The 26793-nt window shown below is 56.5% G+C and carries 20 protein-coding genes and 3 pseudogenes; 14 read left to right on the forward strand and 9 right to left on the reverse strand.

What is annotated here, in order from left to right:
• Positions 1 to 10: 10 nt before the first annotated feature.
• Positions 11 to 1054 carry a UDP-glucuronic acid decarboxylase family protein gene (locus ACK83U_RS20020; protein WP_112611250.1) on the forward strand — a complete coding sequence of 348 codons (1044 nt, stop codon included), beginning with the start codon at positions 11 to 13 and terminating at the stop codon, positions 1052 to 1054.
• Between the two features lie 4 nt (positions 1055 to 1058).
• Positions 1059 to 2888, forward strand: coding sequence for a glycosyltransferase (locus ACK83U_RS20025; RefSeq protein WP_412474973.1), 1830 nt, complete (start codon positions 1059 to 1061; stop codon positions 2886 to 2888).
• A gap of 216 nt (positions 2889 to 3104) precedes the next feature.
• On the opposite strand, the gene ACK83U_RS20030 is transcribed toward ACK83U_RS20025, so the two are convergent.
• Entirely contained in the window at positions 3105 to 3890 is a 786-nt protein-coding gene (locus ACK83U_RS20030; protein WP_112611246.1) for a LuxR C-terminal-related transcriptional regulator, read from the reverse strand.
• A 538-nt stretch (positions 3891 to 4428) separates the two neighbouring features.
• Here ACK83U_RS20030 and ACK83U_RS20035 point away from each other — a divergent pair.
• Genes ACK83U_RS20035 through ACK83U_RS20060 form a run of 6 tightly spaced genes read left to right on the forward strand, consistent with a single transcriptional unit; the run spans position 4429 to position 9962 of the window.
• Positions 4429 to 4938, forward strand: coding sequence for an acyltransferase (locus ACK83U_RS20035; RefSeq protein ID WP_112399393.1), 510 nt, complete (start codon positions 4429 to 4431; stop codon positions 4936 to 4938).
• The gene (locus ACK83U_RS20040; RefSeq protein ID WP_112611244.1) at positions 4935 to 5972 is read left to right on the forward strand and encodes a Gfo/Idh/MocA family protein; all 1038 of its coding nucleotides are present in this window, start codon (positions 4935 to 4937) and stop codon (positions 5970 to 5972) included. The genes ACK83U_RS20035 and ACK83U_RS20040 overlap by 4 nt, the downstream gene beginning before the upstream one ends.
• A complete protein-coding gene (locus ACK83U_RS20045) occupies positions 5969 to 7072 on the forward strand; it encodes a DegT/DnrJ/EryC1/StrS family aminotransferase (protein WP_112611242.1) in 1104 nt (367 codons plus the stop codon). The genes ACK83U_RS20040 and ACK83U_RS20045 overlap by 4 nt, the downstream gene beginning before the upstream one ends.
• Positions 7062 to 7787, forward strand: a complete 726-nt coding sequence (locus ACK83U_RS20050; protein ID WP_112611240.1) for an acyltransferase — start codon at positions 7062 to 7064, stop codon at positions 7785 to 7787. Before ACK83U_RS20045 ends, ACK83U_RS20050 begins: the two co-directional genes overlap by 11 nt.
• Positions 7777 to 8751, forward strand: coding sequence for an NAD-dependent epimerase/dehydratase family protein (locus ACK83U_RS20055; RefSeq protein WP_112611238.1), 975 nt, complete (start codon positions 7777 to 7779; stop codon positions 8749 to 8751). The genes ACK83U_RS20050 and ACK83U_RS20055 overlap by 11 nt, the downstream gene beginning before the upstream one ends.
• Positions 8748 to 9962 carry a DegT/DnrJ/EryC1/StrS family aminotransferase gene (locus ACK83U_RS20060; RefSeq protein WP_112611236.1) on the forward strand — a complete coding sequence of 405 codons (1215 nt, stop codon included), beginning with the start codon at positions 8748 to 8750 and terminating at the stop codon, positions 9960 to 9962. Before ACK83U_RS20055 ends, ACK83U_RS20060 begins: the two co-directional genes overlap by 4 nt.
• A gap of 41 nt (positions 9963 to 10003) precedes the next feature.
• On the opposite strand, the gene ACK83U_RS20065 is transcribed toward ACK83U_RS20060, so the two are convergent.
• Positions 10004 to 11452, reverse strand: a complete 1449-nt coding sequence (locus ACK83U_RS20065) for an O-antigen translocase (protein WP_112611234.1) — start codon at positions 11450 to 11452, stop codon at positions 10004 to 10006.
• A gap of 259 nt (positions 11453 to 11711) precedes the next feature.
• Entirely contained in the window at positions 11712 to 13022 is a 1311-nt protein-coding gene (locus ACK83U_RS20070; protein WP_412474974.1) for an SLBB domain-containing protein, read from the reverse strand.
• A gap of 380 nt (positions 13023 to 13402) precedes the next feature.
• Between ACK83U_RS20070 and ACK83U_RS20075 the strand changes: the two are divergent.
• The 3 genes and pseudogenes from ACK83U_RS20075 to ACK83U_RS20085 all read left to right on the forward strand — a co-directional run.
• Positions 13403 to 13657 (forward strand): annotated as a pseudogene (locus tag ACK83U_RS20075) (IS6 family transposase); the annotation flags it as partial.
• Between the two features lie 532 nt (positions 13658 to 14189).
• Positions 14190 to 15449 carry a group II intron reverse transcriptase/maturase gene (gene ltrA / locus ACK83U_RS20080; protein WP_112611032.1) on the forward strand — a complete coding sequence of 420 codons (1260 nt, stop codon included), beginning with the start codon at positions 14190 to 14192 and terminating at the stop codon, positions 15447 to 15449.
• 62 nt (positions 15450 to 15511) lie between these two features.
• Positions 15512 to 15976, forward strand: a pseudogene (locus ACK83U_RS20085) (IS6 family transposase); the annotation flags it as partial.
• Positions 15977 to 16009: 33 nt separating this feature from the next.
• Here the strand turns inward: ACK83U_RS20085 and ACK83U_RS20090 are convergent.
• Positions 16010 to 16594 (reverse strand): hypothetical protein, encoded by a 585-nt coding sequence (locus ACK83U_RS20090; protein ID WP_162708087.1) that lies wholly within the window; start codon positions 16592 to 16594, stop codon positions 16010 to 16012.
• A 91-nt stretch (positions 16595 to 16685) separates the two neighbouring features.
• On the opposite strand from ACK83U_RS20090, the gene treY reads away from it, so the two are divergent.
• Positions 16686 to 19160 (forward strand): malto-oligosyltrehalose synthase, encoded by a 2475-nt coding sequence (gene treY / locus ACK83U_RS20095; protein ID WP_112610492.1) that lies wholly within the window; start codon positions 16686 to 16688, stop codon positions 19158 to 19160.
• Positions 19161 to 19257: 97 nt separating this feature from the next.
• Positions 19258 to 21327: a glycogen debranching protein GlgX gene (gene glgX / locus ACK83U_RS20100; RefSeq protein WP_112610548.1), complete on the forward strand. Its 2070-nt coding sequence runs from the start codon at positions 19258 to 19260 to the stop codon at positions 21325 to 21327.
• 363 nt (positions 21328 to 21690) lie between these two features.
• On the opposite strand, the gene ACK83U_RS20105 is transcribed toward glgX, so the two are convergent.
• Entirely contained in the window at positions 21691 to 21957 is a 267-nt protein-coding gene (locus tag ACK83U_RS20105; protein ID WP_112339654.1) for a hypothetical protein, read from the reverse strand.
• Positions 21958 to 22231: 274 nt separating this feature from the next.
• Here ACK83U_RS20105 and ACK83U_RS20110 point away from each other — a divergent pair, with 274 nt between their 5' ends.
• Positions 22232 to 22522, forward strand: a complete 291-nt coding sequence (locus ACK83U_RS20110; RefSeq protein ID WP_112610494.1) for a hypothetical protein — start codon at positions 22232 to 22234, stop codon at positions 22520 to 22522.
• Positions 22523 to 22678: 156 nt separating this feature from the next.
• On the opposite strand, the pseudogene ACK83U_RS20115 reads toward ACK83U_RS20110, so the two are convergent.
• The 4 genes and pseudogenes from ACK83U_RS20115 to ACK83U_RS20130 form a co-directional block, all read right to left on the reverse strand.
• Positions 22679 to 22881: pseudogene (locus ACK83U_RS20115) on the reverse strand (CsbD family protein).
• Positions 22882 to 22907: 26 nt separating this feature from the next.
• Complete coding sequence (locus tag ACK83U_RS20120) at positions 22908 to 25001, reverse strand: catalase (RefSeq protein WP_112610496.1); 2094 nt, start codon at positions 24999 to 25001, stop codon at positions 22908 to 22910.
• Between the two features lie 88 nt (positions 25002 to 25089).
• Positions 25090 to 25527, reverse strand: coding sequence for a PPC domain-containing DNA-binding protein (locus ACK83U_RS20125; RefSeq protein WP_112610498.1), 438 nt, complete (start codon positions 25525 to 25527; stop codon positions 25090 to 25092).
• Positions 25528 to 25897: 370 nt separating this feature from the next.
• Positions 25898 to 26047, reverse strand: a complete 150-nt coding sequence (locus tag ACK83U_RS20130) for a hypothetical protein (protein ID WP_112339658.1) — start codon at positions 26045 to 26047, stop codon at positions 25898 to 25900.
• Positions 26048 to 26793: the final 746 nt, after the last annotated feature.

Below are 26793 nucleotides of genomic sequence, written 5' to 3' on the forward strand. Positions count from 1 at the left end.
GGAGCACACAATGCATGGACAAAGGCGAATTATGGTAACCGGTGGCACCGGCTTCCTGGGGTCATTCTTGTGCGAAAGGCTTCTGCGAGAAGGCAATGACGTCCTTTGCGTGGACAATTACTACACCGGATCACGTGAAAATGTTCTGCATCTTCTTGACGATCCCCGCTTTGAGATTCTTCGCCACGACATCACCTTCCCGCTTTATGTGGAGGTCGACGAGATCTACAACCTCGCCTGCCCAGCATCACCGGTCCACTACCAGTTCGATCCCGTGCAGACCGTGAAGACCAATGTGCATGGGGCCATCAACATGCTCGGCTTGGCCAAACGCACCAAGGCGAAGATCTTCCAGGCATCCACGAGCGAAGTTTATGGCGATCCGACAGTCCACCCTCAGACTGAGGATTATCGAGGCAGCGTCAATCCCATAGGCCCGCGAGCTTGCTATGATGAAGGTAAGCGGTGCGCCGAAACTCTGTTTTTCGACTATCATCGTCAATACGGCGTGGAAATCCGCGTGGCCCGGATCTTCAACACATATGGGCCACGAATGCAGACCAATGACGGCCGAGTCGTCTCCAATTTCATCGTTCAGGCGCTTCGAGGCGAGCCGATCACCATCTTCGGAAACGGCACGCAGACACGGTCGTTCTGTTATGTGGATGATCTGATCGACGGCTTCATCCGTCTAATGGGTGCGCCCACCGGGGTGACGGGTCCAATTAATCTCGGCAACCCTGTAGAATTCCAGGTGCGTGAATTGGCCGAAATGGTGATCGAAATGACGGGATCGAAATCAGGCATCGCCTTCAAGCCTCTGCCGGCGGACGACCCGACACAGCGGAAGCCGGATATCAGCTGCGCAACGAAGGAACTTGGCTGGCAGCCGACGGTGTGCCTGCGTGAAGGACTCGAGAGAACGATCGCCTATTTCGAGTGGAAGCTTTCGGGAGGGGTGGGGAACATGCTCAGCGCCAATTCCTTGCACCAGGCTTATCCGCATCAGCTGCTTCCGAACGCCGGCCTTCCCGTTTCAGAAGCCATCAGATAAGGACATGGATAGCAACGCAGATCATCAAAAACCAAGGCTCGTTTTCTTTCAGTGGGATCACTATCCCAATGTAAATGGCGCCGGTTACCTGCTGCTGCATATGCAGCAGCAGGTCAAATGCCTTGAGACGCACTTCGATGTCGTCGTCATAAACCACGACTGCGACTACGCTGAGATCTGCGACAGGTACGAACCGGATCTGACGCTGTTTGAAAGCGGCTATCGGTCACATGGTTCGCGGCGGATAAAAATCACCAACACCCGTTCTCATATCGACGTCCCGAAGCTTGGCCTTCATAATGCCGATCCATGGTGCGATCGGCGCACCGGGTTCCTTTCCGATATGGAGCAGTGGGGTATCGATACATATTTCTCGATCGGAACGATGACACCAGAATATATGCCGGAGTTGAAGGAGAACCTATTCGTCTGGCCCAATTTCATCGATCCCGAGATTTACCACGACTATCGCCAGCACAAGATCATACCGGTTACGCTAACGGGCCAGGTCAGTGGCCTGTACCCTTGGCGAGAGAAGGTTTTCCCGTTAATCCGCGACCGTTACCCCTGCCTAGGATCACCGCAACACACATATGAGAGCAAGCTTGCCTCCCAGCAGCTATCGGGAGAGGCCTATGCGCGCGTCCTCAACGCAAGCCTCGTCGTCCCTACATGCGGAACTGTTGCTGGAGAGGTTGTGCGGAAGCACTTTGAGATTCCAGGGGCGAATGCCTGTTTAGTGACGGAACGCACGGCAGCAGTGGAGACGGCTGGCTTTACCGATATGGAGAACTGTGTCTTTGCCGACCACCGCAACGTTGTGGACCGACTAGACTATCTCTTTGCTCATCCCGACGAAGTACAACGAATTGCTGCAGCCGGTTATAATTTGATCCACTCGCGTCATACGCTGAATGACAGGCCGCAAATATATCAATGGTTCATGTTGAACAAAGGCCTGCGATCCGACGAAAAAATCATCCAGCCCGGACCATTCAGCGATCTTATCAAGGTGGAGCGTACCTCACAGCGAGAGAGCATCCGCATTATCGGGGAAGCGAGTGATCGCGCTTTACTGAAGCAAGGCGATTTTCTTCTTGAACAGGACAGAGTGGAGGAGGCCAAGCAGTGCTATATCCGCTGCCTGGACTACGTTTCTTATCTGCCTGAAGCCAAATTCCGTCTCGCCATATGCGCATTGCGGCAGGGCGATGCTGATCGCGCCTACGGCCTTCTGGTCAACATGGTCAAGGTAACGATGATTGACTATGGGGCGGCCGACCCGGACCCAGTCGAATGGGCGTATTTCCTACTTGCCATGATCTGTAGAGGCCACCTTGATCAGGCGCGCAGGCTGCAAGACTTTTATCCACGCTTATCCCACGACGAACTCAGGCGCGCTCGCATTGTCCTTGATCAACTCGACCGCAAGGATGAGCGTGTTAGTTCCAGCCAGCATTGCAGCGATCGAAAAAGCATTCACCAAATCCCTAAACGGAGCGATCCCGAGTGGCTTGCCTGGTTCTCCGATATTCTCGATCGCTGTCAGCAGCCAGATCTTGCAAAGGTTCTTCGTCATGTTGCCTTTGAAGGCGGCGGAGCGGCCGAGACCGTACCGTCTCTACACTCCAAACGCGACGTTGATTGGCATCTGCGGTTCTACTCAGCCGCGGATAGCCTGATGATTAAACTGCACCTGAGTGACTTCAGACCAAACGTACCACCCCTCCCGGAATTTCAGTATCTTTGGCAGCTTGCACGCGGCTTGGTCCCTCATTCGCAGAGAAGCGCGTTGCGGAGGATCCGAATGGCGTTTTCCAGGCTTTCTCTATGACCGTTGGTAATTACTATGGGTGATATTAAGTAAGAAGCACCTTACAATCACGCCTGTGCATGAGGTCGCCGCAGGCGAGACCTTCGGGGCCGCCCATCCGAGAGACCTCGGCACTAGATCTCAGTCTTGGTCAGTGCGTTTGTTTTGCGCCACCAACTATGGTTCAAAGCGAGCAATCGCTTATGATGTGAAGGAAGTCTTGAGTGGCTGGGGACATCAGAGCTGCGCTCTATTCGCCCCCGACCCCGTAGGCTTGTCCAAGAGATGGTTAAGCTTGAATACGACTTCGGTTCGGTTCGTTGCTTTGAGCTTTTTCATGATGTTGCGAACATGCACTTTAACGGTGCTTTCGCGCAGTTTGAGCTCGTAGGCAATGATCTTGTTCGCTTTTCCGCGCCGGAGCGCCTCTACGACTTCGGCCTGGCGATCCGTGAATATGTCGGCCAATGGGCGGGTGGTTGAGTTGCTCGACTCCAGTAGGTGATGCATGGCGAATAGGGCGCTTGCAGGCACAAAAAGTCCGCCGGCCACGGACAAAGCGATCAGTTCCATGCACACGCGAATGCTGACCAACGTAGGTATATAACCCTTGGCCCCCAATTCGAACGCCTTCACGATTTGGGTGAAATCGTCACTATCCGCCAATATGATGACTGGTGTCGGATCGAATTCCGACGAAAGACTTTTGATATGCTCCGAAACTGCAGGCTCGTCGATCTTTTTGCCACCGATGTTTAAGAGGATTGCTGCAAGCGGGGGATACTCGTCGCGTTTTTGCTTCCACTCCTCAATCGATCCAAATGCCAGGATAAGCAAATCCGTCTTATGGACGGCCATGCATTGCGCAAGGCATTGCCTATCCAATTCACGGTTGTCGAGTATGACGAGCGAGCGCATTGGCTCTGGCGGCAGGGTAAGTGCCGTCGAACCGTTCTCTATCTTGAGGGGAGGAGCTGCGTTTTCCTGCCGAAGGTTCAAATTTTGTATAAGCGCTGAATTCACCGCTTCATCCTCCCTTACCTAGTTTCTCCGCCACTAAGGCGAAACATTTAGCCCCTCTTTGATCCGTGGGCTCTGTAAATACATTAAATTAGGAATTGAATAACATAGTTTATAAAGAATTACACTAAGAAATATACAACAACAAAATAGAACTTTCGCGAGAAATAATAAAATAGTTCTATTCATAAATGAAACTTGTTAGATACTACACTTGTATTAGAGGTATTTAGCGGTGATTTAAATTTTAAATTCAATCAGTAAGATTGTCGCGACAACACGGACGAAAACTGTGCTCATGGTGTCGCGATTGAGCGAGATATATTACAAATGTTATTGTGCATCATACATTTTGTGGTTCTCCTTCATAAAAAGATACGTCGTTAGGTGAACCAGCTCAAACGTATTGTTTCTTTACTCGGTTGATAAAAACATTTCTCTTGGAAGGAAGAAATATCGGCCCTGTAGCAAAGAAAGCTTGAGCGCAAATCACGCGATTGCAGGTTTCAGCTGAAAATCAGGGCCTGTTTAGGGGGACAGGATGATCGCATCAAACGTCAACCTGGAAGACGGCGTCGTTATCCATCATCCGGACCTTGTGAACCTTTATGGCTGCACAATCGGCTCAGGAACGCGCATCGGTACCTTCGTTGAGATTCAGAAAAACGTTGTGATCGGAAAAAACTGCAAGATCTCCAGCCATTCCTTCCTCTGCGAGGGGGTGACCCTGGAAGATGGCGTTTTCATAGGCCACGGAGTCATGTTTACAAACGACATTTACCCGCGTGCCGTTAATCCGGATAGCAGCCTCCAGACGGAGGCCGACTGGATGGTCATCCCTACGCTGGTTAAGCGCCACGCGTCGATCGGCAGCAACGCCACCATTCTGCCTGGTGTGATGATCGGAGAAGCTGCGCTGGTCGGCGCCGGAGCGGTTGTGACAAAGGATGTGCCCGCCGGCGGCATCGTCGCTGGCGTCCCGGCCAGAATAATCGGTCGCGTGAATGGTGGGCCAGACGATGATATGCATGCGTTGGAGGGAATGCGATGATCGGCATCGCTGTTGTGGGGTATGGATATTGGGGCCCTAATCTGGTTCGCAACATCTCGGAGGCGGCTGGAGCACGCCTCGTTTCGGTCTGTGATCTAAACAGCGAGCGACTGGCTGCTGTTCGGAGCCGCTATCCGGCAATAAAGACCACCGATAATTTCGAGGAAGTCTTACGCGATTCGACTGTGGATGCCATCGCAATCGCGACGCCCGTTTCAAGCCATTTCAGGCTTGCCATGCAGGCTTTGATGGCAGGAAAGCACGTTTTTGTCGAAAAGCCGATGGCCGCGACGGGGGAGGAAGCCGCGCGGATGGTCGACGAAGCAGCGCGCCGCCGCGTCGTCTTGGCCGTGGACCATACCTTCGTCCACACGGGCGCCGTTCGTAAGATGTGCGAACTCGTCGAAAGCGGCCTGGGAGACATGTATTACTACGACTCTGTTCGGGTCAATCTGGGGCTCTTCCAGCACGATGTCAGCGTCATTTGGGACCTCGCAGTGCATGATCTGTCTATCTTGGACTATGTCCTGCAGGAGAAGCCTGTGGCGGTTTCGGCCATGGGAATGAGCCATGTGCTGGGCGAACCGGAAAACATCGCCTATTTGACGCTTTTCTTCGAAAGTAAGCTCATCGCGCACATCCACGTGAATTGGCTGGCGCCGGTCAAAGTACGCCGCACGCTGATCGGCGGCAGCAATAAGATGATCGTCTACGACGATCTGGAACCAAGTGAAAAGATCAAGGTCTACGACAGGGGCATCACGCTGAACCCCAATTCTCTCGCATACGGCGAGAACGTCCATCAGATGTTGGTGGGCTATCGCAGTGGCGACATGTGGGCGCCCAAGCTTGATATGACCGAGGCATTGAAGCGCGAACTGGAACTGTTCGTCGATTGCATCGAGCAAAGTGCGCGGCCCATCACAGACGGCCTTGCCGGGTTGCGTGTCGTTCGCATCCTGGAAGCCGCGACCCGATCGCTCGCCCAGCGCGGCCGTATCGTTGAGCTCGAAGAGGTGAGGCGCATCGCATGATCCCCTTCCTGAACATCAAAGCACAATATGCGTCGATCAAGGACGAGATCGACGCGGCCGTGCTCAGTGTCCTGGCATCGGGCCAGTACGCATTGGGCGACGAGGTCGCGCGTTTCGAGCAGGAATTCGCGGACTATTGCAACGTCAAGCACGCGATTGCCGTCAACACCGGAACGAGTGCCTTGCATCTTGCCTTTCTTGCTGCGGGCATCGGCCCTGGCGATGAGGTCATTACCGTGCCGTTCACGTTTGTCGCAACCGCATCGGCAATCTGCTACACAGGCGCGCGACCCGTGTTCGTCGATGTTGAGCCGGTGACGCTCACAATGGATCCGGCCAGGATCGAGGCAAAGATTACGCCTCGGACGAAGGCCATTGTTCCTGTCCACCTTTACGGACAAATGGCGGATATGGACGCAATCAAGGCGGTTGCTGGCCACTACCGGATACCGATCATCGAAGATGCCTGCCAAGCCCATGGCGCGCGTTACAAAGGCGACCGTGCCGGCAGCATCGGTGTATCCGGCTGCTTCAGCTTCTATCCCGGCAAAAATCTCGGCGCCTGCGGCGAGGGGGGGATGGTCGTTACCAGCAGCGACGAGCAGGCCAAGACGATACGCATGCTGCGGGACTGGGGTCAGGAACAGCGCTATCACCATCTGCTGAAAGGCTTTAACTACCGCATGGACGCCATTCAAGGCGCAATCCTGCGTGTCAAGCTTCGGCATCTCGAAGCCTGGACCGAAGCGCGTCGTGCTCATGCCCGCCGCTACTCATCGCTGCTTGCCGGATCAGTGGATTTGATAACCCCTGTGGAAGCAGCCGACCGGCGTCACGTCTATCATGTCTATGCGATAAGAAGTCGCGATCGCGACGGGCTCCAGCGCGCGCTTAGCGCGGAAGGCATCCAATCCGGACTGCACTATCCCATTCCTGTTCACCTGCAGAAGGCCCATGCCGATCTTGGTTACAAAACCAATGATTTCCCAATCTCGGAGGACGCCGCACGGGAGGTTCTCTCGCTGCCGATCTATCCCGAGATGCCCGCGTGGCATCTTGACCAGGTGGTCGCCGCGCTGGAGCATGCCTATGTCAGTTAACCGCGCAGGGAAGACTCGACTCGTACAAGCGGTCCACGGCCGCCATGAAAAGCGGGCAGATCCGGCCTACCAGGCCGGGTTGGTCGAAGAACTCAGGCAATCCTACGGACGTGCCGGCCTGATCGAACTCTACGGTCGCTTCGCGACAGGCGAAGGGGTTGTCGACACCTTGATGCGGAAAGCTATCTGGCAAAGCATCGCGCGACGCTGCGGTGAAGCTTTGCACGTCTCAAGCGGCGCCGGCTTCAAACACCCCGAAACTTTCGAAATCGGCAACGGAGTGTTCATTGGAGCTCAGGCCTATATCCAGGGACGCTACGATGGCACATGCGTGATCGGGGACAACGTCTGGATCGGGCCGATGGCCTATTTCGACGCGCGTGATCTGGTGATCGAGGATTGCGTGGGGTGGGGGCCTGGCGCCAAGGTGCTTGGCTCGACCCACACAGCGCTGCCTGTGGACGTGCCAATCATTCGCACGGACCTGGAAATCAAACCGGTGCGCATCGGCGCATGGGCCGACATCGGAACGAATGCGACAGTTCTTCCCGGCGTATGCATAGGGAAGGGCGCGATCGTTGGAGCGGGAGCAGTCGTTGTCTCTGACGTCGAGCCGTTTTCAGTCGTAGCCGGTGTGCCGGCGAGGTTCATACGTTGGCGCACCGACGCCGATCCGGTGATGGATATTTCGCGTGGGAAAGATCATGAGAGATAAACGGGTGCTCATTACCGGCGGAGCCGGTCTTATCGGTTCGCATATTGCCGATCTCGTTGCATTGGAAAAGCCGCGTGAGATTATCATCCTCGACAATTTCGTGCGCGGTCGCCGCGACAATCTCAGCACGGCAATAAGCCGCGGGCCGCTTAACATTATCGACGGAGATATCCGAGACAGATCGCTGTTGGCGAAAGTCTTCGAAGGCGTGGACATCGTCTTCCATCAGGCCGCCATCCGAATTACGCAATGTGCCGAAGAGCCGCGGCTTGCCTTCGAGGTTCTGGCGGAAGGCACATTCAATGTTCTCGAAGCTGCCGTTAAGGCAGGCGTCTCGAAGGTGGTTGCAGCCTCTTCCGCTTCGGTGCTGGGCCTTGCCGAGAGCTTTCCGACGACTGAAGAGCATCACCCTTACAACAATCGGACGATCTACGGCGCGGCGAAAACCTTCAACGAGGGGCTCCTTCGCAGTTTCGCGGAGATGTATGGGCTGCGCTATGTCGCGCTGCGCTATTTCAACGTCTATGGCCCACGAATGGACGTTTACGGGGCCTATACGGAAGTATTGATCCGCTGGATGGAGCGACTGGCGGCCGGAATGCCGCCTATCATCTACGGAGACGGCAACCAAACCATGGACTTCGTGCATGTCCGCGACATTGCGCGAGCTAACCTGTTGGCCGCGACGAGTGATGTCACGGACGAGGTGTTCAATGTCGCCAGCGGCAAAGAGACAAGCCTCCGGGAACTCGCGAAAATTCTGAGCGACGTCATGGGGGCCGCGCTCGAACCGCAGCACCTCGAGGCGCGGACGGTCAACGGCGTGACCCGTCGTCTTGCCGACACGGGCAAAACCGAACGTCTTCTGGGGTTCAAGGCAGAGACGCAGATCGAGGAGGGACTTCGTGACCTCGTCGCGTGGTGGCGGCTGAAGACCGCACTGACAGGAGGTCAAGCTGCATGACGCTATCGCTCTCTGCAATTCCAGTCGCCAAGCCCGTTCTCGGAGAAGAAGAGGCTGAGGCTGTTCGCCGCGTTATTCTGTCGGGATGGGTGACGCAGGGACCCGAAGTCGCAGCTTTCGAGCGTGAATTTGCGGCCTTTGTCGGCGCCGCATACGCCTGCGCCGTTTCCAACTGCACGACTGCGCTTCATCTGGCCTTGAAGACGGTCGGCGTAGGCGCCGGTGATGAAGTCATTACGGTCAGCCATTCGTTCATCGCAACGGCGAACGCCATTCGATATTGCGATGGCGTGCCTGTTTTCATCGACATCGAGGCGGATGGTTACAACATCGACCCCAGTCAGATCGAAGCAGCAATCACATCCCGTACCAAGGCAATCCTGTGTGTGCATCAGCTCGGCATGCCTTGTGATCTCCGCGCCGTCGTGGAAATCGGGAGGCGCCACTCCATACCGATTATTGAAGATGCTGCCTGCGCGACGGGAAGCGAAATCTTCTGGAATGAGCGTTGGGAGAAGATCGGCAAGCCGCATGGCGATATTGCTTGCTTCTCTTTCCATCCCCGGAAGGTGATCACGACAGGTGACGGCGGCATGTTGACTACTGCTAATCCCGAATATGACCGAAAATTCCGACTATGGCGCCAGCATGGCATGAGCGTCACCGATGCAGTCCGCCACGGTTCGAAACAGGTGATCTTCGAGAACTACGATGAATTGGGTTACAACTATCGTATGACCGATCTCCAGGCGGCGGTCGGACGGGTGCAGTTGCGGCGGCTGCCGGACCTAATTGCGCAGCGAAGGCGGCTTGCCGAACAGTATTGCGAGCGGCTTTCAACGATCACCGGACTAACGTTGCCGATCGAGCCTGGCTGGGCTCGCAGTAACTGGCAGAGCTTTTGCGTGAGATTGCCTGATACGGTCGACCAACGAATAGTCATGCAGGCGCTACTCGATAAGGGGATCTCGACCCGGCGCGGTGTGATGAACATTCATCTGGAGGGAGCCTATTCCAGCGCAGGCTTCCATCGTGCCGATAAAAGCTTGGTTCGAAGCGTGTCGGCACAGCGGCAAACGATAATTCTGCCGCTTTTTGTTCAGATGACGGACCTTGACATCATCAGGGTTGTCGAGGAACTGCGCAGATCCTTTGGTGGAGGCGCCACCACAGACGCGATTTACCGCGATCGGAACATCGCTCTTGCGTGATGTAGCATTTGCATGCTGCAGGGCTCGATGCCCATCGTTTGTCACGCGGAATTCGTGATCCACCCCTTGATAAATGCGGGCACTGACTCGAGCGGTAGCAGTTCGACCAACATGCGCAGCGAGTACAGCCCGCTGAGAGCCACGGCGATGAAGCCAACTACCATCGCCGACCACGGCGGCAAGACCAGGAACGCCGAAAATACCAATCCTGATGCGGGCAGGAAAAGCAGCGAGTGCCTGCGATTGGCTATGGACCAGCGGAAGCCGGTAAGCCGCCGCACGATCACGTAAATCAGGATACCGTGCCAGACATAGAGGCCAAAAAATGCCATGCCGGCTCCTGGCGCGCCGAGCTTTGATACGAAGAGCCAGGCCAGCCCCACATGCACCAGCGTCGCCGCTACCTCGGTCCAGAAAAAAATAGTCTGCGCACCCTTCGCCACGACGATGAAACCCATCGGCCACGCGACGATCCTGAGCATCATCCCCAGGCATATCCAGCGAAGAAGTTCCACCGCTCCATGAAACTCCGCGGAGTAGAACAAACTCATCATGAGCGGCGCCAGTGTCAATGTGGCAAGCAGACCGGGGCCGGCCAATAGTATGCTGATTTCTGTCTGCTCATTGACCAGCCGGTTGCATTCGGCATGGTTGTCTGCGGTCGCAGTCAAGCGCGGATAGAAGTCAGTTCCCATCGCCTGCAAAATGAAGCCTGCGTAGAGACCGCCGAGCCCCCAGGCCGCCTGATATAATCCCGCGGCTACGGCGCCCCCTTCCTTGAGCATAATGAGGCGGATGGCATAGGCTGCGCCGAAGGTCAGCAGTCCGCTTGCCATGAAGACGATCCCGAGCCTGAACAATACGTTACCTTCCCGGCTAAACTGGCGCATCGACATCGGAGGCGGGCTTGCGCCTATCCGTCTGCTGTACCACCAGGTCGAAAGGGTTGTGACTGCTGCTACGGCCACTACGGAAGGCGCAATGGCGTAAGCACCGAAAAGGTAGATCAGCGGGACACTGATCAAGGTGCCGAGAAGACCTGCGAGCACGTTGATGCGCGCAAGATTTGCAATGCCCCGCAATCCTTGGATCAACGCAGTCTGTCCAGAAGATACCACGCGGAAGAATACGGCCAGGGAGAGCAGCGCAATGCCGCCGGCGTGCTGATAGTCGCCGAACGTAAAATTCGAGACCGGAAATGCCAGCGCAGCGAGGAAGAGTGCGCCAAACAAGCCGAGCACCATTGATATGCGTCTGAGCACTTTAGCCGACTGTGCGATCCTCGCGGCATCGTCGGTGCCGGCAGCCTCGGCGATCTGGCGTACCCCGCTACCTCCCAATCCCAGGCCCGCTGCCGTTTGCGCAATATCGACGATGGACCCATAGAGGCCGATAAGCCCCACACCCTCCGGTCCGAGCAGAACAGCCAGAGCTTTGTTGCGGATGATGCTAAGGGCAACATTCACGAGCGAGGAGCCGCCCATCAGCATTGTCGACTTGAGGATCTGGGTATAAGTCTGACCGCTGGGTGGGATTGTGCGCAAAGTCGTCAGATATCCCTGGCCAGTTGTCTTGTGGGATTGGATCTCCGGTGTCTAACGGAACTCGGCTTTACCGACTTGTCCTGATTGCTTGAGGTTTTGCCTTCGACCCAGCCCAAGTGGACGACCGCTTCTGCGTTGATCTTGCCTGTGGAGCGCAAGAAGCCAGCCGACAAAGGGCTTGATTGGAACACTTGCTTTTCGCTGATCATTGATTTGACCTATTGGCGAGCGTCTCAGGATCAGAAGAGAAATCAGAGGCGGCCTCAGACGAGGCGTCTGAAATGTGGTGCTGAACAACTCTCACGACATCGCCCGGTACCAACGTGGTTGTCTCAGAGGCTTCGAACTGTTTGATCTGTCCTTCACTCCGCCGGCTTACGGTAAAAGTGAGCGGAAGTTCTTCGCCTCGATTTTTTGCGCCGCCGCCGGTCGCGAGGTCATCGACGAGTAGCCTTTGCGTCATCTCACGCTTCATTTTGAGCTGATCCAGATTTGCTCGTTCCGACTGCGCTTCGGAAGCGACTTCGCTCCGTCGCGTGTCAGACAATCCCTCAAGGTTCCGCGTTGTCTCGCTGATTGCCTGGCGGCCCCGCATGACGGCGGTGACGAGGTCAAGCTTATCGGAGCGGTAGGTCGTGAGCAATCGCTCCAGGTCCAGTTGACGCGACGAGAGCGCAAGGCCCTTCTCGACTAGGCCCTTAACGCTGCTCAGTTGGTCCTCGACCGATTTGATGTTGTCATCGGCACCTGCCAGCTTTTCCGTCAGTGTTGCGATCTCGGTGGTCAAAAGATCGCGCAATTCCGTGAGCGCCTTTGACTGCCTGTCCAGCGCGTTTGCGCGAGCTTGAAAGATAACCCTTTCCTCGTTGTCGATCCCGGCGACATATTGCTGGTCGACACCCGGCGCGTTGTCGAACGTTATCTCCTTCGCCCCCTCCATCTCTGCTTCTAGTCGCGATAACTTTGCCGCGCTGCGCAGGATGGAGTGATCGATTTCTCGCAATTCGCCTGCAAACCTGATCGACTGCGTTTGCGATTGGCTTTTTTCACGGAACGGGCCGCCGCTCATTGCAAGGGATTGCAGGACGGTAAGTCCTAGACGGAATTTGTACTCGCCAGGTGTGGTTACGTCCCCCACGACATAAATTGGGGGGTAGTCGAGAATTTCGATGGTGACTGCGGGTGGCTGAACCAAGCCGATTTTTTCCTGCAGACGCCTGGCAATCTCGCCTGTAACGCTGGCGCTGTCGCGGTTTACAACGGGAAGGGATCCTAGAAAGGGTAAAAGGACGGCACCTTCATCCGAGACTGTATATTCGCCCCCAAGCGCATCCCATCGTTCATATTGGCCTTTCGATTGAATCCATTGGACAACTGTCAGACGCATTCTAGTCTGCGAAACAAAGGGACCACCATCGGCGTGTGCTGGCGACATTGCTCCGAAGAGAAAGGCGACTACACCGATGACAGATGCAGCTCGAAAGAACAAGTGTGGAGAGTGGTGCGATAGCTTCATGTACATGTCCCGCCTGCGACGCTTCCCAAACGGACGCTGTTCCATACAAGGGGAGCTGCGAACGCCGGACGTTAAGTCCAAGGCCGCAACGCCAGTATGCAGCCTGGGGAAGCCTTGAGGAAGGTGGAGGTCGTTCGCCTTGCCTCATCATTATTGATGAGGTGGGGGAAGGTGCTTCAGCCTAAACGGAGCCGGGATATGTCTTCGCAGCGATATGGATGAAGCGCTGCAGAGGTCAGGAAGTTATACGCGCAGGCGCAGCATTTCTGGGCCTAAGACGATTACAGGTGAGGGGTCGGAAAGTATTCATAGTCGGCGAAGCCATTGAACGGTGGCGTCGCCTTAACGGATTTTGCTGAGCGAAATGATATCCGACCAGCATGACCGAAGAGCCGCTTAACCATTACCGCCGCCATCGCTTTCCAGCCGAAATTATCGCCCATGCAGTCTGGCTCTATTATCGGTTTCTGCTGAGCCTGCGCGACGTCGAGGACCTGCTTTCCGAGCGCGGAATTAACGTCTCGTTTCAGACCGTCGCGGAATGGGCGGCGAAGTTTGGCCTCAAATTCGCTTATCAACTACGGAGGCGCTCACGAGGCCACTTTGCCGACAAGTGGCAGCTCGATGAGAGTGTGCCGCGAGGCACCCACAGCAGTGTGGGAGCCGAGCTGCACGGAAGATGAGGGTATGGTCCCTCGAAGCCGACCGTCAGGGGTAGGTTTCAAACCACTGCAAGCTGCAACGGTAAAGAGCCGTGGTGGTGAGCGTTGCAGAAAAGGCGGACGTTAGTCCGTCAGGTGAGGTTTAGAGAGACGAGCGCAAGCGAACCGCTGATGACGTGTCGAAAAGTGCAAGATGATGTCGAAACCGGGAGGAATTCGTTAGCCCGGGACAAGTCTGGGGGGCGACCTGATTTCTGCCCAGGCGGCATCCGGCATGAAGGCGGCGTGACTCTTAACCAGGCTTTCGTGTGGAACGCGGGAACCTGTCGCTCCGATGTTAAGGGAGAAACCCAAGCCGGCGGTCCCTGCGAGGGTGAGATTACCGAAGCGGAGCACAGGGGCGGAGCAGCCCGTAGTAGTGCTGAAGGTCCTGTAATGGGGCTGGAGCGAAGGGGCTGCGTTGTTCAGCTCTGGAGCGTGGACAACCGGCGACGGGAGGATCCTCGTGGATAGAGCAAAGCCGTACGCGATCCCGAAAAGGGAGGTGTGGGAAGCATATAAGAGGGTTAGAGCCAACCAAGGAGCGGCTGGTATTGACGGCCAGACGATTTTGGACTTTGAGGCTGATCTTACGAACAACCTGTACAAGCTCTGGAATCGGCTGGCGTCGGGCAGCTACTTTCCGCCGCCGGTGCGGCGGGTCGACATACCCAAGAGCGATGGGAAGACGCGCCCGCTGGGCATACCCACGGTCGCCGATCGCATTGCGCAGATGGTGGTCAAACGCCATCTGGAACCGGCGGTGGAGCCTGAATTCCATCCGGATTCCTATGGGTATCGGCCCGGCAAATCGGCACTCGATGCGATCAGCGTGGCGCGGCAGCGATGCTGGCGTTACAACTGGGTTCTTGATCTCGATATCAAGGCTTTCTTTGATAGCATTGAACCGGACCTGCTGATGCGGGCTGTGCGCAAGCACACCGATTGCCCGTGGGTGCTTTTATACATTGAACGATGGCTGAAAGCGCCAGTGCAGATGCCGGACGGAAATCTCGTCGCCAGAGAACGAGGAACGCCACAGGGCGGGGTAATCAGCCCTCTCTTGGCAAACCTCTTTCTTCACTATGCGTTTGACATGTGGATGTGTCGGAATTTCCCGAACATTCCGTTTGAGCGTTATGCTGACGACGCGATCTGTCATTGTCGGACCGAGGACCAGGCGATGGCGCTTCGGAACGCTCTGGACGCGCGTTTTACTGATTGTGGGCTGACGCTTCATCCTGACAAGACCAAAATCGTCTATTGCAGGGATGAAAGTCGGCGAGGCACTCATCCGGTCTACAAGTTCGACTTTCTCGGCTACGCTTTCCGGCCGAGACTTGTGAGCAAGAAGGCCGGGGGCATGGGTGTTTCATTCGGTCCTGCGGCCAGTCCGACGGCGCTCAAGGCGATACGGGGCACGATCCGTAGTTGGTCCTTGCACCTTCGCAGTGACAGGGCTCTCGATGATCTGGCACGGATGTTCAACTCGTACATCCGCGGCTGGATCAATTACTATGGTCGGTTCTGTCCTTCAGCTCTCCAACCTACGCTCTGGAGTGTCGAGCGATACTTGGCCCGATGGGCCTCGGGAAAGTACAAGTCCTTGCGTGGGCATAAGCGGCGATCCCGGCATTGGCTTTTGCGCATCGCGCAGCGCCAACCTCGGCTGTTCGCCCATTGGCCTCTGCTTCATGGATACGGTCGAACAATGGGAGCCGGATGATGCGAGAGTATCACGTCCGGTTCTGAGAGAGCGTGGGGGTGAAATTCCCCTGCGCCACTCGCCTGGTCGTCTCGATCAAGGGCAGGAAATATTGGCTTTGGCGTGCCGTAGATCAGGATGGTTTCGTTCTCGATGCTCTGTTGCAAAGCCGGAGAAACAAAAAGGCAGCTCTTCGGCTGATGCGCAAGCTGCTCAAAGGACAGGGCGTCATGCCGCGAGTGATGGTAACCGACAAGTTGCGCTCTTACGCCGCCGCAAGGGCTGAGTTGATGCCAGACGTCGAGCATCGCTCGCATAAAGGATTGAACAACCGCGCTGAAAATTCTCATCTTCCGCTGAGACGACGAGAGAGGCGCATGATGCGCTTCAAGTCGACGCGACAATGCCAACATTTCGTTTCAGCCCATGGCCAGATCGCCAACCTCTTCCACCTACATCGGAAATGTCACACTGCCGCAGCCCACCGCCAACTCCGCGCCGATGCCGTCACAACCTGGCGTGAAATCGCATTGTCCAGCGTGCTCTGACGTTCGGCGCACAAGCCCCTCCTTCGGCCAGAATCAGTTAAGGCGACGCCACCGTTCGGGGCGACCATAGCTGCTATCCGGCGCATAGGGTAAAACACCGTCGTAACCCCACCCATATCGACCGCGAAAATCCGAAAGCGGCATGAGTTGAATGGCCGTTATTCCAAGGCGCTGCAAATGGTCGAGCTTTTCCATGGCCGCTAGAAACGTGCCAGCTTCGGTGAAGGCGCCGACATGCAATTCGTAGATGACGATTTCTTCCCAGCGGCGTCCCTTCCATCCCTGCGTTTGCCATTCGAACAATGGATCGATTAGCTCGCTCGGGCCGTGGACGTCTTCGGGTTGAAAGCGCGAGGCAGGATCCGGCACGGCAAACCCGTCGCCCAGCACGAATTTATAGCGATCGCCGATCCGCGCATCCTTGACTTCGACGACATGCCACCCGTCCTGCCTCCGCCGCATGGTCCATTCCCCACGCTGCTCGATGCGGACAAGCACGCGCTCCGCCAAGGGCGCCCATAGGCGGAACAGGACGGCATTCTCGTTGAGTTGCGGTCCAAATGCGAAGTTGTGCTGCATGACATCCCGTCCGTCGATGACGTTGAAATTTTCCTGCATTCCAACGCATCTTGCTGAGAACGGTTCCTGAGGTGGGAACAGATCTCTTTCAGTCCCGTTCGTTAAGGCGGTCCGACGCAGCGAGGAAGCTATGACTGTCTTAACCTCTACCTATCGCCTGCAGTTTCGCGGAGATGTCACCTTCGACAGGGCAACGGAGTTGGTTCCCTATCTGAAGGATCTCGGCATCAGCCATGTCTATGCCTCGCCGATCTTTGCAGCCAAGAAGGGATCGACGCATGGATATGATGTCACGGATGCGAACGAGATCGACCCGGCGCTTGGCGGCCGCGCCGGGTTCGATGTTTTCTGCACGGCCTTGCAGCAGGCGAAGCTGGGCCTGATCCTCGATATCGTGCCCAACCATATGGCCGCCTCCGTCGAAAACCCGTGGTGGCGTGACGTGTTGCAGCGTGGACCGGGCAGTGCCTATGCCAGCCATTTCGATATCGACTGGCGCCGTAAGCTCACTTTGCCGCTTCTGGGGCGTCCGTTCGAGGAAAGTCTGGCCGCGGCGGACTTTCATCTTCGCTACGAGCCTACGGATGGGGGCATCTATTTGGTCTATTTCGACGATCTGCTTCCGCTCTCGATCGAAAGTGCCGAGCGGCTGACGGCGGACATAGGAACGGATGCGGAGCGGTTGCGCGCATTTTCGAACGATGCGGCCGCGATGAGAGAACTTCTCGCGGAACAGCACTGCCAATTGCTCTATTGGAAAGACGCCGCCGAAAACCTGAGCTATCGGCGCTTCTTCGAGGTGGCAGGTCTGGTCGGGATGCGAGTGGAGGACGCACGCGTCTTCAACGACACGCATCGGCTGATCATCGAATTGGTTCGCGCCGGACAGGTCCAAGGATTACGCGTCGACCATATCGACGGACTGGCCGATCCGAAGAGCTATCTAGAGCATTTGCGGCAGGCCATCGGCCCGGACATTTTCGTCGTAGTCGAGAAGATCCTTGCCCATGGCGAAACGCTGCCGGCGGATTGGCCGGTATCAGGAACGACCGGCTACGAGTTCATTGCCGCCATGGCCGATCTCTTCGTTGACGAAGAGGGATTACGCAAGTTGGACGCCGTTTACAGGTCCGTCAGCGCGGAAGATGCCGACTTTGCCGCAGGTTTGCGCAAGGCGAAGCTGCTGATGGTCGAGCGCAATTTTGCCGGCGAGATGAGGCGCCTGACGCAGCTGGCATGTTCGATTTTTCCCGATTTCGACGCGGGAGAAATATCGTTGGCACTTCGCGAGCTGCTGGTTGCCTTCCCGGTTTATCGTACCTACGGCTATCGGGGCGCTGCATCGTCTAATGACGCGGCGGTCATCGAGAGTGCCTGCGAGAACGCACGAAGCCGATTACCGGTCATTGATGTCCTGGATGCGCTCGGCCGTCTTTTGAAAGGGGAGGTTTCTGCAGCCCAAGCTCTGGAGTTTCGAGCCAGATTCCAGCAGCTCAGCGGTCCGATCATGGCAAAGGCGGTCGAGGACACGCTGTTTTATCGGTATAACCGCCTCATCGGGTTGAACGAGGTCGGAGGCGAGCCCCATGTGCCGCCGGGCTCGGTAGCGGGCTTTCATCAATTCATGACCGATCGATTTCGGCGGCAACCTCGCGGCCTTTCCGCGACATCGACGCATGATACCAAGCGGGGAGAAGACGCCCGCGCCCGCCTCTACAGCCTGACGCAGGATCCTGATGCGTGGATCGCCGGTGCCGAGCGGTGGCGCAGCATGAGTTCTCCTTTCCGCTCCAGCCTCGCAGATGGACTTGCGCCTGAGCCCAATGTCGAATGGATGCTTTACCAGGCACTGGCCGGCGTCTGGCCGCAGGAGATGGAAGTCGCCGATCGGAACGCGCTGCAGGAGCGGTTTTGCGCCTATGTCTTGAAAGCGATCCGAGAAGCCAAGCTCCGGACGGATTGGATGAATGAAAATCCTACCTACGAGCGTGCGGTTCAGACCTTTGCTGCCGCCTTGTTTTCGGAGGACAATCGGGAGTTCATCCGCGACTTTGACCGGACCCTGCGCCCTTTCATGGAGTTTGGCTTTCGCAACAGCCTGTCGCAATTGCTGATCAAGCTCACGGCTCCAGGCATTCCAGATATCTATCAGGGTACCGAGAGTCTGGATTTCAGCCTGGTCGATCCGGACAATCGAAGACCGGTCGACCATCTGTGGGCCGACACGGGAGCAGCCCACTCTCTCGCGTCGGATGCCGCGTCCTTGAAACGGCACATCCTCTGCAAGGTGCTGAGTTATCGCAATCAGCACCCCCTTCTTTTTCTTGAGGGCAAATATGTGCCCCTGGAAACCAGCGGGCCACGAGCGTCCAATCTCGTGGCCTTCGCGCGCGTTCACGAGCGGGAAATAGCGGTTACCATCGTGCCGCGTCTGGTCCGCATGCCTTCATCGGATTTCTGGCAAGACACCGCCGTCGTGATGCCGCGAGAGTTCAAGGGGCCGCTCTATGATCTCCTCACGGATCGGCCGGTCTCAGCCGACAACCTTCTCGCAGCGCAGCTGTTTGCCGATCATCCCGTCGCCCTTTTCGTTGGAGATAGGTGACGATCACGGCATCGGTTCATGCGTACTCCAACCGCAAGGCCGGAACAAAGCGCTTCGATTGGTGTTTATGCTGCGCAGCAACAATCACGAGGCTTCCATGACGCAAAGCGGCGGTAGGCATGCGATCGAGCCGGGCGATTACACGCGCCTGGGAGCAAATTATGATGGAGAGGGTGTCAATTTTGCGCTTTTCAGCGCCTATGCGGAAAAGGTGGAGCTTTGCCTTTTCGACGAAAGCGGAAAGCAGGAGATCGAACGGATCGCTCTGCCGGAATATACCCATGAGATCTGGCATGGCTATGTTCCAGGATTGAAGCCGGGCGCCTTATATGGCTACCGCGTGCATGGCCCGTTCGACCCGTTAAAAGGCCATCGTTTCAATGCGAACAAATTGCTTGTCGATCCCTACGCCCGCGAGCTTGTAGGCAACATAGAATGGTCGCAGGCCCAGTTCGCCTATGGTCTGGACGACGAACAAAAGGATCTTTCCTTCGACGAGACCGATAGCGCCGGACAGATGCCCAAATGCCGTGTCGTCGACCTGAAAAATGAAGCGCCCGATAAAAGGCCGACTGTCGCATGGCCTGACACCATTTTCTATGAGGCGCACGTCAAGGGAATGACGATGCTGCATCCGGCAATTCCGGAGCCGTTGCGTGGCACGTTTGACGGCTTTGGGCACGCAGCAGTCGTCGATTACATCAAGAGCCTCGGCATTACCTCGATCGAGCTCCTTCCCATCCATTTCTTTCCCGATGACAGTCATCTGCTCGACAAGGGTCTGCGCAACTATTGGGGCTACAACAGCCTTGCCTTCTTCGCGCCGGCAACGCGTTATTACGGGCCGAAAGGCCTCGAAGGCGTTCGCGACATGGTGCGTGCCTTTCACGATGCCGGTATCGAGGTCATCCTCGATGTCGTCTACAATCACACCGCGGAGGGCAATGAACTCGGTCCGACCCTTTCATTCAAAGGCATCGATAATTTCTCCTATTACCGGACCCTGCCGGATCAGCCCCGTTACTATATTAACGACACCGGCACCGGTAACACGATCAACACGTCGCATCCGCGCGTGCTGCAAATGGTGACGGACTCGCTACGCTATTGGGTCGAAGAAATGCAGGTCGATGGCTTTCGTTTCGATCTCGGGACCATTCTTGGCCGTGAACCCCAGGGGTTCGACCAACGGAGCGGCTTCTTCGATGCAGTCGGCCAGGATCCGGTGCTTGCTAAAGTCAAACTTGTCGGCGAGCCGTGGGACATCGGCCCGGGCGGTTATCAAGTGGGGGGATTTCCGCCGGGCTGGGCGGAATGGAATGACAAATATCGCGACACGGTACGGGATTACTGGAAGGGCACACCCGGCATGACAAGGGATTTTGCCGCCCGCATTTTAGGGTCAGGCGATGTTTATGATCTTCGCGGCCGCCGCCCATGGGCGAGCGTCAATTTCATCGCCGCCCATGATGGCTTCACGCTCAATGATCTCGTCTCCTATAACGAGAAGCATAATGAGGCGAATGGCGAAGATAACAATGATGGCCACAACGACAACCGTAGCTACAATTATGGCGCTGAAGGTCCGACGGACGATGAAGCCATCAATACCGTTCGGGAGCGCCAAAAGCGCAATTTTCTCGCGACCCTCTTTCTTTCGCATGGTACCCCGATGCTGCTGGCGGGTGATGAATCCGGCCGAAGCCAGATGGGCAACAACAATGGCTACTGTCAGGACAACGAACTTAGCTGGCTGCATTGGGACGATCGATATGGCAGCGCCGAAGCGCTTTATACTTTCGTCAAACGCCTGATCGCCTTGCGTCAGGCACATTCCATTCTCAGACGAGAAAATTGGCGCGATGGTCTGATTGTCACCTGGCTCAATCCGGGTGGTGGTGAGCGGACGGATGAGCAATGGGACGATGAAGCGAATACGGCGATCGGTTTGCGCCTATTGCGCGAGCAGCCATTCGAAGAGGGCTGGGATGATGTTCTGATCCTGTTCAACCCTCACGATGGAGATGTCAACTTTACCTTGCCAGATGACAAACGCTGGGCGCCGGAACTGTCGACATCCGATCCAGATGAGCCGGATCGAGGCATGGTCGACAAGAAATTCTTGAAACTTGAAGCCCGCAGCCTCTCGCTTTTGCGGCCAGCCTGAAACAAGCGTGGGAGAAAAGACGATGCACATCCAGGTCTTAGGAATGTGGAAGCTAGGATAGGGTCGCGTCATAGATCCAAGCTTCCATTCCAGCATCCATCATGAATCACAATTCTGATGATTTGGGAATCCACTCCGATTCCGATACGCAATGAACCGCTCTAACGTTCCGATTACCTCAAAGAAATTGCCCTGCCGGGTGGGGCCAGGCAGGGCGGCTGCGTAGCAGTATTTGCGCGAGTGGGGGGAACTGGAGTTCAGTAACTTGCGCACCTCAATCTATCATTGTGTGACAGTTTTGTGAATGCCACCATTCGCATCTAGGAATGGACATGCGGAACCAGAATTACGTTCCCGCACCGACTATTCGCAAACGGTTTCACGCACGACGACCCGATGATGATGGCGGTAGCCATAGCGCCTCTCCGTCCAGCACCGGCGATGATACCTATAGCGCGGAGCGTCATAGTATCCATCATCTGCGTAGGCCGGCCGATCGCGATAATAGCGTGGCGGCGCATCATAGTCGTAGCGAGGTCCAACTCCATATTCAAAGTAGACCTGAGAGAATGCCGGCGATGCAGCCAAGGTCGCGGCGAGCGCCAGTGCTGCGATTACAATTCTTTTCATGTCTTTCCATTCCAATCTACATAGGGCGGCGGCGCGCTAACCTGCGCCTTAGGCCTAGTATGCCATGAGCGCTGCTCGTGGATACGGACCAAAGTCCCGGCTAAGCAAGGACTTAGGCCTCAGAGATCATGAAAGCTCGGTTTGTTGGCGTAGGAACGGATGGACTCCGGCTTCTCAAAGCGTAAGATGAGGTATCGTCGCCAAGCGAATAAGTAGGCGGTGGCGACTGAGGGCTTATACGTGCTCCCGCCTGCAAGACCGAGGAAGCGGCATTATGCCCTTTCGGAAATACGCATCTATTCCAAATGATCCCAATTTCCGCGAAGCGTTATTGCTGTGGGCTCGAAAGCTTGTCAGGTCCGAGATGGTCGCAAAACGTGTGGCTCGGCGGACGATCGATGTGTTGTGCGACGATCCCAGCCTCCTCGACGGACGCGACATAAACGAAGCGATTTTCAAGCTTTTGCGCCGGCACGCGTTCGATGAGAACGAATTGTCGCCTGAGCAAAGCCTTCGCGGTGATGGCCTCGTCCGTCCCCGAGAAAGAGCCGATGTAGTGAAGTGAATGGGCCGTTGTCTATCGGCAAATAGACCTGCCTCGGGGTTCCGAGGCAGGCTGTGAGGCTAAGCAATCAACCTCGAATGCGAACAGCCGGTTGGGGCAGATCCGTTCGCATAGTTAGATGGCCGCGACTTATGCCAAGCCGGTCCTCCGACATCCTTACCAAGTCTGGTGGCCATACCAATCGTCGACATCAGATTTGGCGCGGTCCGTCGCAAGTCCGTACCGCTCCTGGATTTTACCTTCGAGCTGTCCCGCTTTCCGGCGATTTGATCAAGATCGTCGTCGGTAAGCTTACCCCATTGCTCTTTGACCTTGCCTTTAAACTGCTTCCAGTTGCCTTCGACACGATTCCAATCCATGAGTGGCGGCATGGGTCGTCGGCTGTTCAGGCGAGCATGCGTATTTTGGGCTCGCGATCCCAATATCGCTTGGAAGCGGCCTCTATGAAGGAGCCGAGATCTACGACGCCGGCATCGGGTTGAATACCCGCTTTGTCGAGCAGCGCCTTCGCGGCTGCGTCATGACCGATGGCTTTCAAGTGTCCGAATGCATCCATGACCCACTGAACCGCCGCTCCCTCGTGTATCAAAGACGTTGCTCCCTCGTTTGAAAGAATGACGGCGATCGCGTCGAAAAGCTGCGAAGGTGAACCAAGGAGCTGTCCGTCGGCACGGATCGTATTTCCGTCGGAAAGCTTCGTCTCCCCGACCTTGGGTGCGACGATAAAGGGCCTCGCCTTGGCGTTGTTCAGGGCGCCGATGAGATCGGAGATAGTCTTGGCGTCGCTTCCGCCAGCGATCAATATGCCGATCTGCCGTCCTTCCAGCGTTTCTTTCATGTTTTTCTGAATGGAAAGAGCGGCGGACGCATCGAGCTCGATCGGTTCGCGCGCCGGCGAGTTCCTGGCCGGGTTGACAAGTCCCAGCCCGGCGGCAACGCGATTGGCGAGACCTGCATCGACGTTCAAGAGATTGCCGACCATGCGCGGAGGCACATGCGGCAGTTGCACTTTTGATAGCTCGAAGACGAAGGCGGAAGCAATGTGGGCCTGTTCTGACGGCGTCTGGGATTTCCAGAAGAGACGCGCCTGGCTGTAGTGGTCGGCAAAAAGTTCGGCACGCGCACGCCGCTTGTCGCCTTGTTCACCAGGAGCCGACGCATGCTCATAGGTGTGGAAGCCGGTTACAGGACATTCGCGGGGGCCTCCGGCTTCGCTATTCTCACTTAAACTGTTCGGTTCGTAACTGGCGCGGCCCTTCGGAATCTCCATTTGCATTTGCCCGTCGCGCTGGAAATTCATGACGGGGCATTTCGGCGCGTTGATTGGCAATTGATGGAAATTGGTCGTCCCGAGACGGGATTTCTGCGTGTCGAGATAGCTGAAGAGACGACCTTGGAGCAGGGGATCGTTGGTGAAATCGACACCCGGTACGATGTTGGCCGGGCAGAACGCCACCTGTTCGGTTTCGGCAAAGAAATTGTCCGGGTTGCGATCGAGGACGAGGCGTCCGACGATCTTCAGCGGCAGGACTTCTTCCGGGATGATCTTGGTGGGGTCGAGGATGTCGTAGGGAAGGCTCTCTGCAAGGGCCTCGTCGAACAGCTGCAATCCGAACTCCCATTCCGGAAAGTGCCCGGCGGCGATCGCTTCGAAAAGATCGCGGCGATGATAGTCGTTATCGGCCGCCTGTAATTTCAATGCCTCGTCCCAGACCAGCGATTGCACGCCAAGCTTCGGTCTCCAGTGAAACTTCACGAATGTCGATTTGCCCGCATCGTTGACGAGGCGGAAGGTGTGAACGCCGAACCCTTGCATCATGCGGAAGGATCGGGGAATGGCGCGATCCGACATTGCCCACATCAGCATATGTGTGGATTCCGGCATCAGCGACGCCCAGTCCCAGAAGGTGTCATGGGCGGTGGCGGCCTGCGGATAGCCCCGGTCAGCTTCCATTTTAACGGCATGAACGAGGTCTGGAAACTTCATCGCGTCCTGGATGAAGAACACAGGGATGTTGTTGCCGACTAGGTCCCAATTGCCTTGCTTGGTATAGAACTTTACCGCGAAGCCGCGAACATCGCGCGGTGTGTCCACCGAGCCGGCGCCGCCGGCGACGGTTGAGAAGCGGACGAAAACCGGCGTCTTCTCGCCTTTGCGCTGAAAAAGATCGGCGCTCGTGATGTCCGAAAGGGGCTCATAAAGCTCAAAGAAGCCGTGCGCAGCCGATCCGCGGGCATGCACGATCCTTTCGGGAATACGCTCGTGGTCGAAATGGAAGATCTTTTCACGCAGGACAAAGTCTTCTAGCAGGGTCGGGCCTCGGACACCGGATTTGAGGCTGTTCTGATTGTCGGAAACCCGAATGCCCTGGTTGGTCGTCAGATGATCGGCGCCCCCATGGGGGCCACTCTCGGGGATGTGCTGGTGTGTCTCGCCGCCTTCGCCGCGGGAAGTTTCGAAGGGTGTGTCTGTCGCCATGATGTCCTCCTTTTGCCGTCGGAACTGCAGACCGAACCTCTTTCGATCGGCAATGTTCCGCTTGATTTGAGATTGGTATCCGACGATCTCAAAGCTCGATCAGTGCGATGCCGAGATCCTTCCGATGGCGACGATGCAGCGCTACCGGCGTTTCGATGATGGTCGCTTCCAAGGTCGGATGCACGACACCTTCAAGGAAATGACCGCCGCGCGTCGAGCCATCTCTGAGACCCAAGACGGCATGAAGATGGAGGCTCGCCTTGCCATCGTCGCCCGTCGCAATATCACCAATCAGGTTCAGCACCTCGCACTGTTCGGCAACGAGAATCTTGCGATAGCTGCAGTCGGCGAAATCGAACCAGCCGACGGTCGCATGTTCAAAGGCGCCGATTGCGGTGATTGAAGCTGCGGTCAACCCCTGTTCGGTTGCGAATGCGGCAAGCGTCGCGAATGCGTCCTCATTCGCGTCGAGAACGACGACATAGGTCTTCTGCCCGTTTTGAAGATCGATTTTCTTGTGATGCATGGCATCGCCTCCATGTTGCCTGTCGTGATCGATGCCTGCCAAGACTGCCCCAGCCGTTGACGGCAGCTTAGGCAGGGCCACTCTGCCGACCGTTGGCTTGACGCATCGCTTCCTCTGCTAAATTCGGCGATCCGAAATCCCTGGGACGTTGAAGGGTCAGAACCACCTGAAGCTCCGCAGGTTCCATTGGCGTGAGGACTCTTCGTTGTGCAGGGAACCTGAGGGTCGGATGAGGGTTGGCGAGGGCAAACGATCAGCGAAAGAACCTGAGAAGGAAAGGCGCATGCCTCCTCATCCCAGGCCTCCATTTCCAGCACAGCGGCAGCCAGCCCGGACACTCGGTGCGATGCGTGGCCCAGCGTTCTTGTTTCTAATGGTGCTTGAAATATTGCACTTCGCGCTCGTGCTTTTCTGCCGCCTCACGGGTTTTGAAAGTCCCGAGGTTTTTACGCCTGTGCGTCTTGGGATCGAGCTTGCGCGAGTAAAGGCGATATTCGCCTGACTTCAGTTTGCGGATCATGGCAGCGTCTCCTTTCCTATGAATATAACCTCAAGGAGTGATTCCGGTTCCCGGCGCAGGCTGATGCCTGGTGGATTATCTCGGCCATGGCGGGGATATGTCGATAAAGGGATTGCTGTCCTTGTTTGTCCTCCAAATTCATACTCTAGTGAAATTCCGGGAACATGCGGCCCTTGGTATGGTTGGCACATACATATCCACGAAGGGCTTGATGACGAAAAAGCTTGCGCCCATCACCTTCAGTGCGGCGGTTTTCGCAACGGCGTCGTTTGCTCGGGCCTCGTCGGCGCGATGATCGACGAAGGTGTGCCGGAGGAGGAGGCGAATTTATATGGCGAGGGAATTCGCCGCGGCGGGTCCCTGGTCGCCGCCCCCTGGACGATGATCGCGTAGCGCGAGCTCGATCGATCCTTCAGGCCCATGCAGTCAATGCGGATGAGCGGCGCGCAAGCTATGTCGAGCAGGGAGGTTCTTGGAAATGCACAGGATTTCCAATCGACTGTCGCAATCCGCATCTCGGCTGCGCACGAACGCCGATAGCTGCTCGTCGGCAGCTATCGGCTCTTCGGCAGGAGAACCGAAAGGAAGGCGGGGAACCCTTCCGGTTATAGAACCGCGCGCCTTTGAGAAAGTTCCTGATGACAGTTGAATACAGGTGTGATTGTCTCTTTGGCGCTCGTATGTCCCGCCGGAACTTTAGCGTCGTCGATTTGCGTGAGTAGGGGGACCATTCGAGTGCGGGCATC

Source organism: Rhizobium sp. WW22, assembly GCF_047041135.1.
Classification (GTDB): Bacteria; Pseudomonadota; Alphaproteobacteria; order Rhizobiales; family Rhizobiaceae; genus Rhizobium.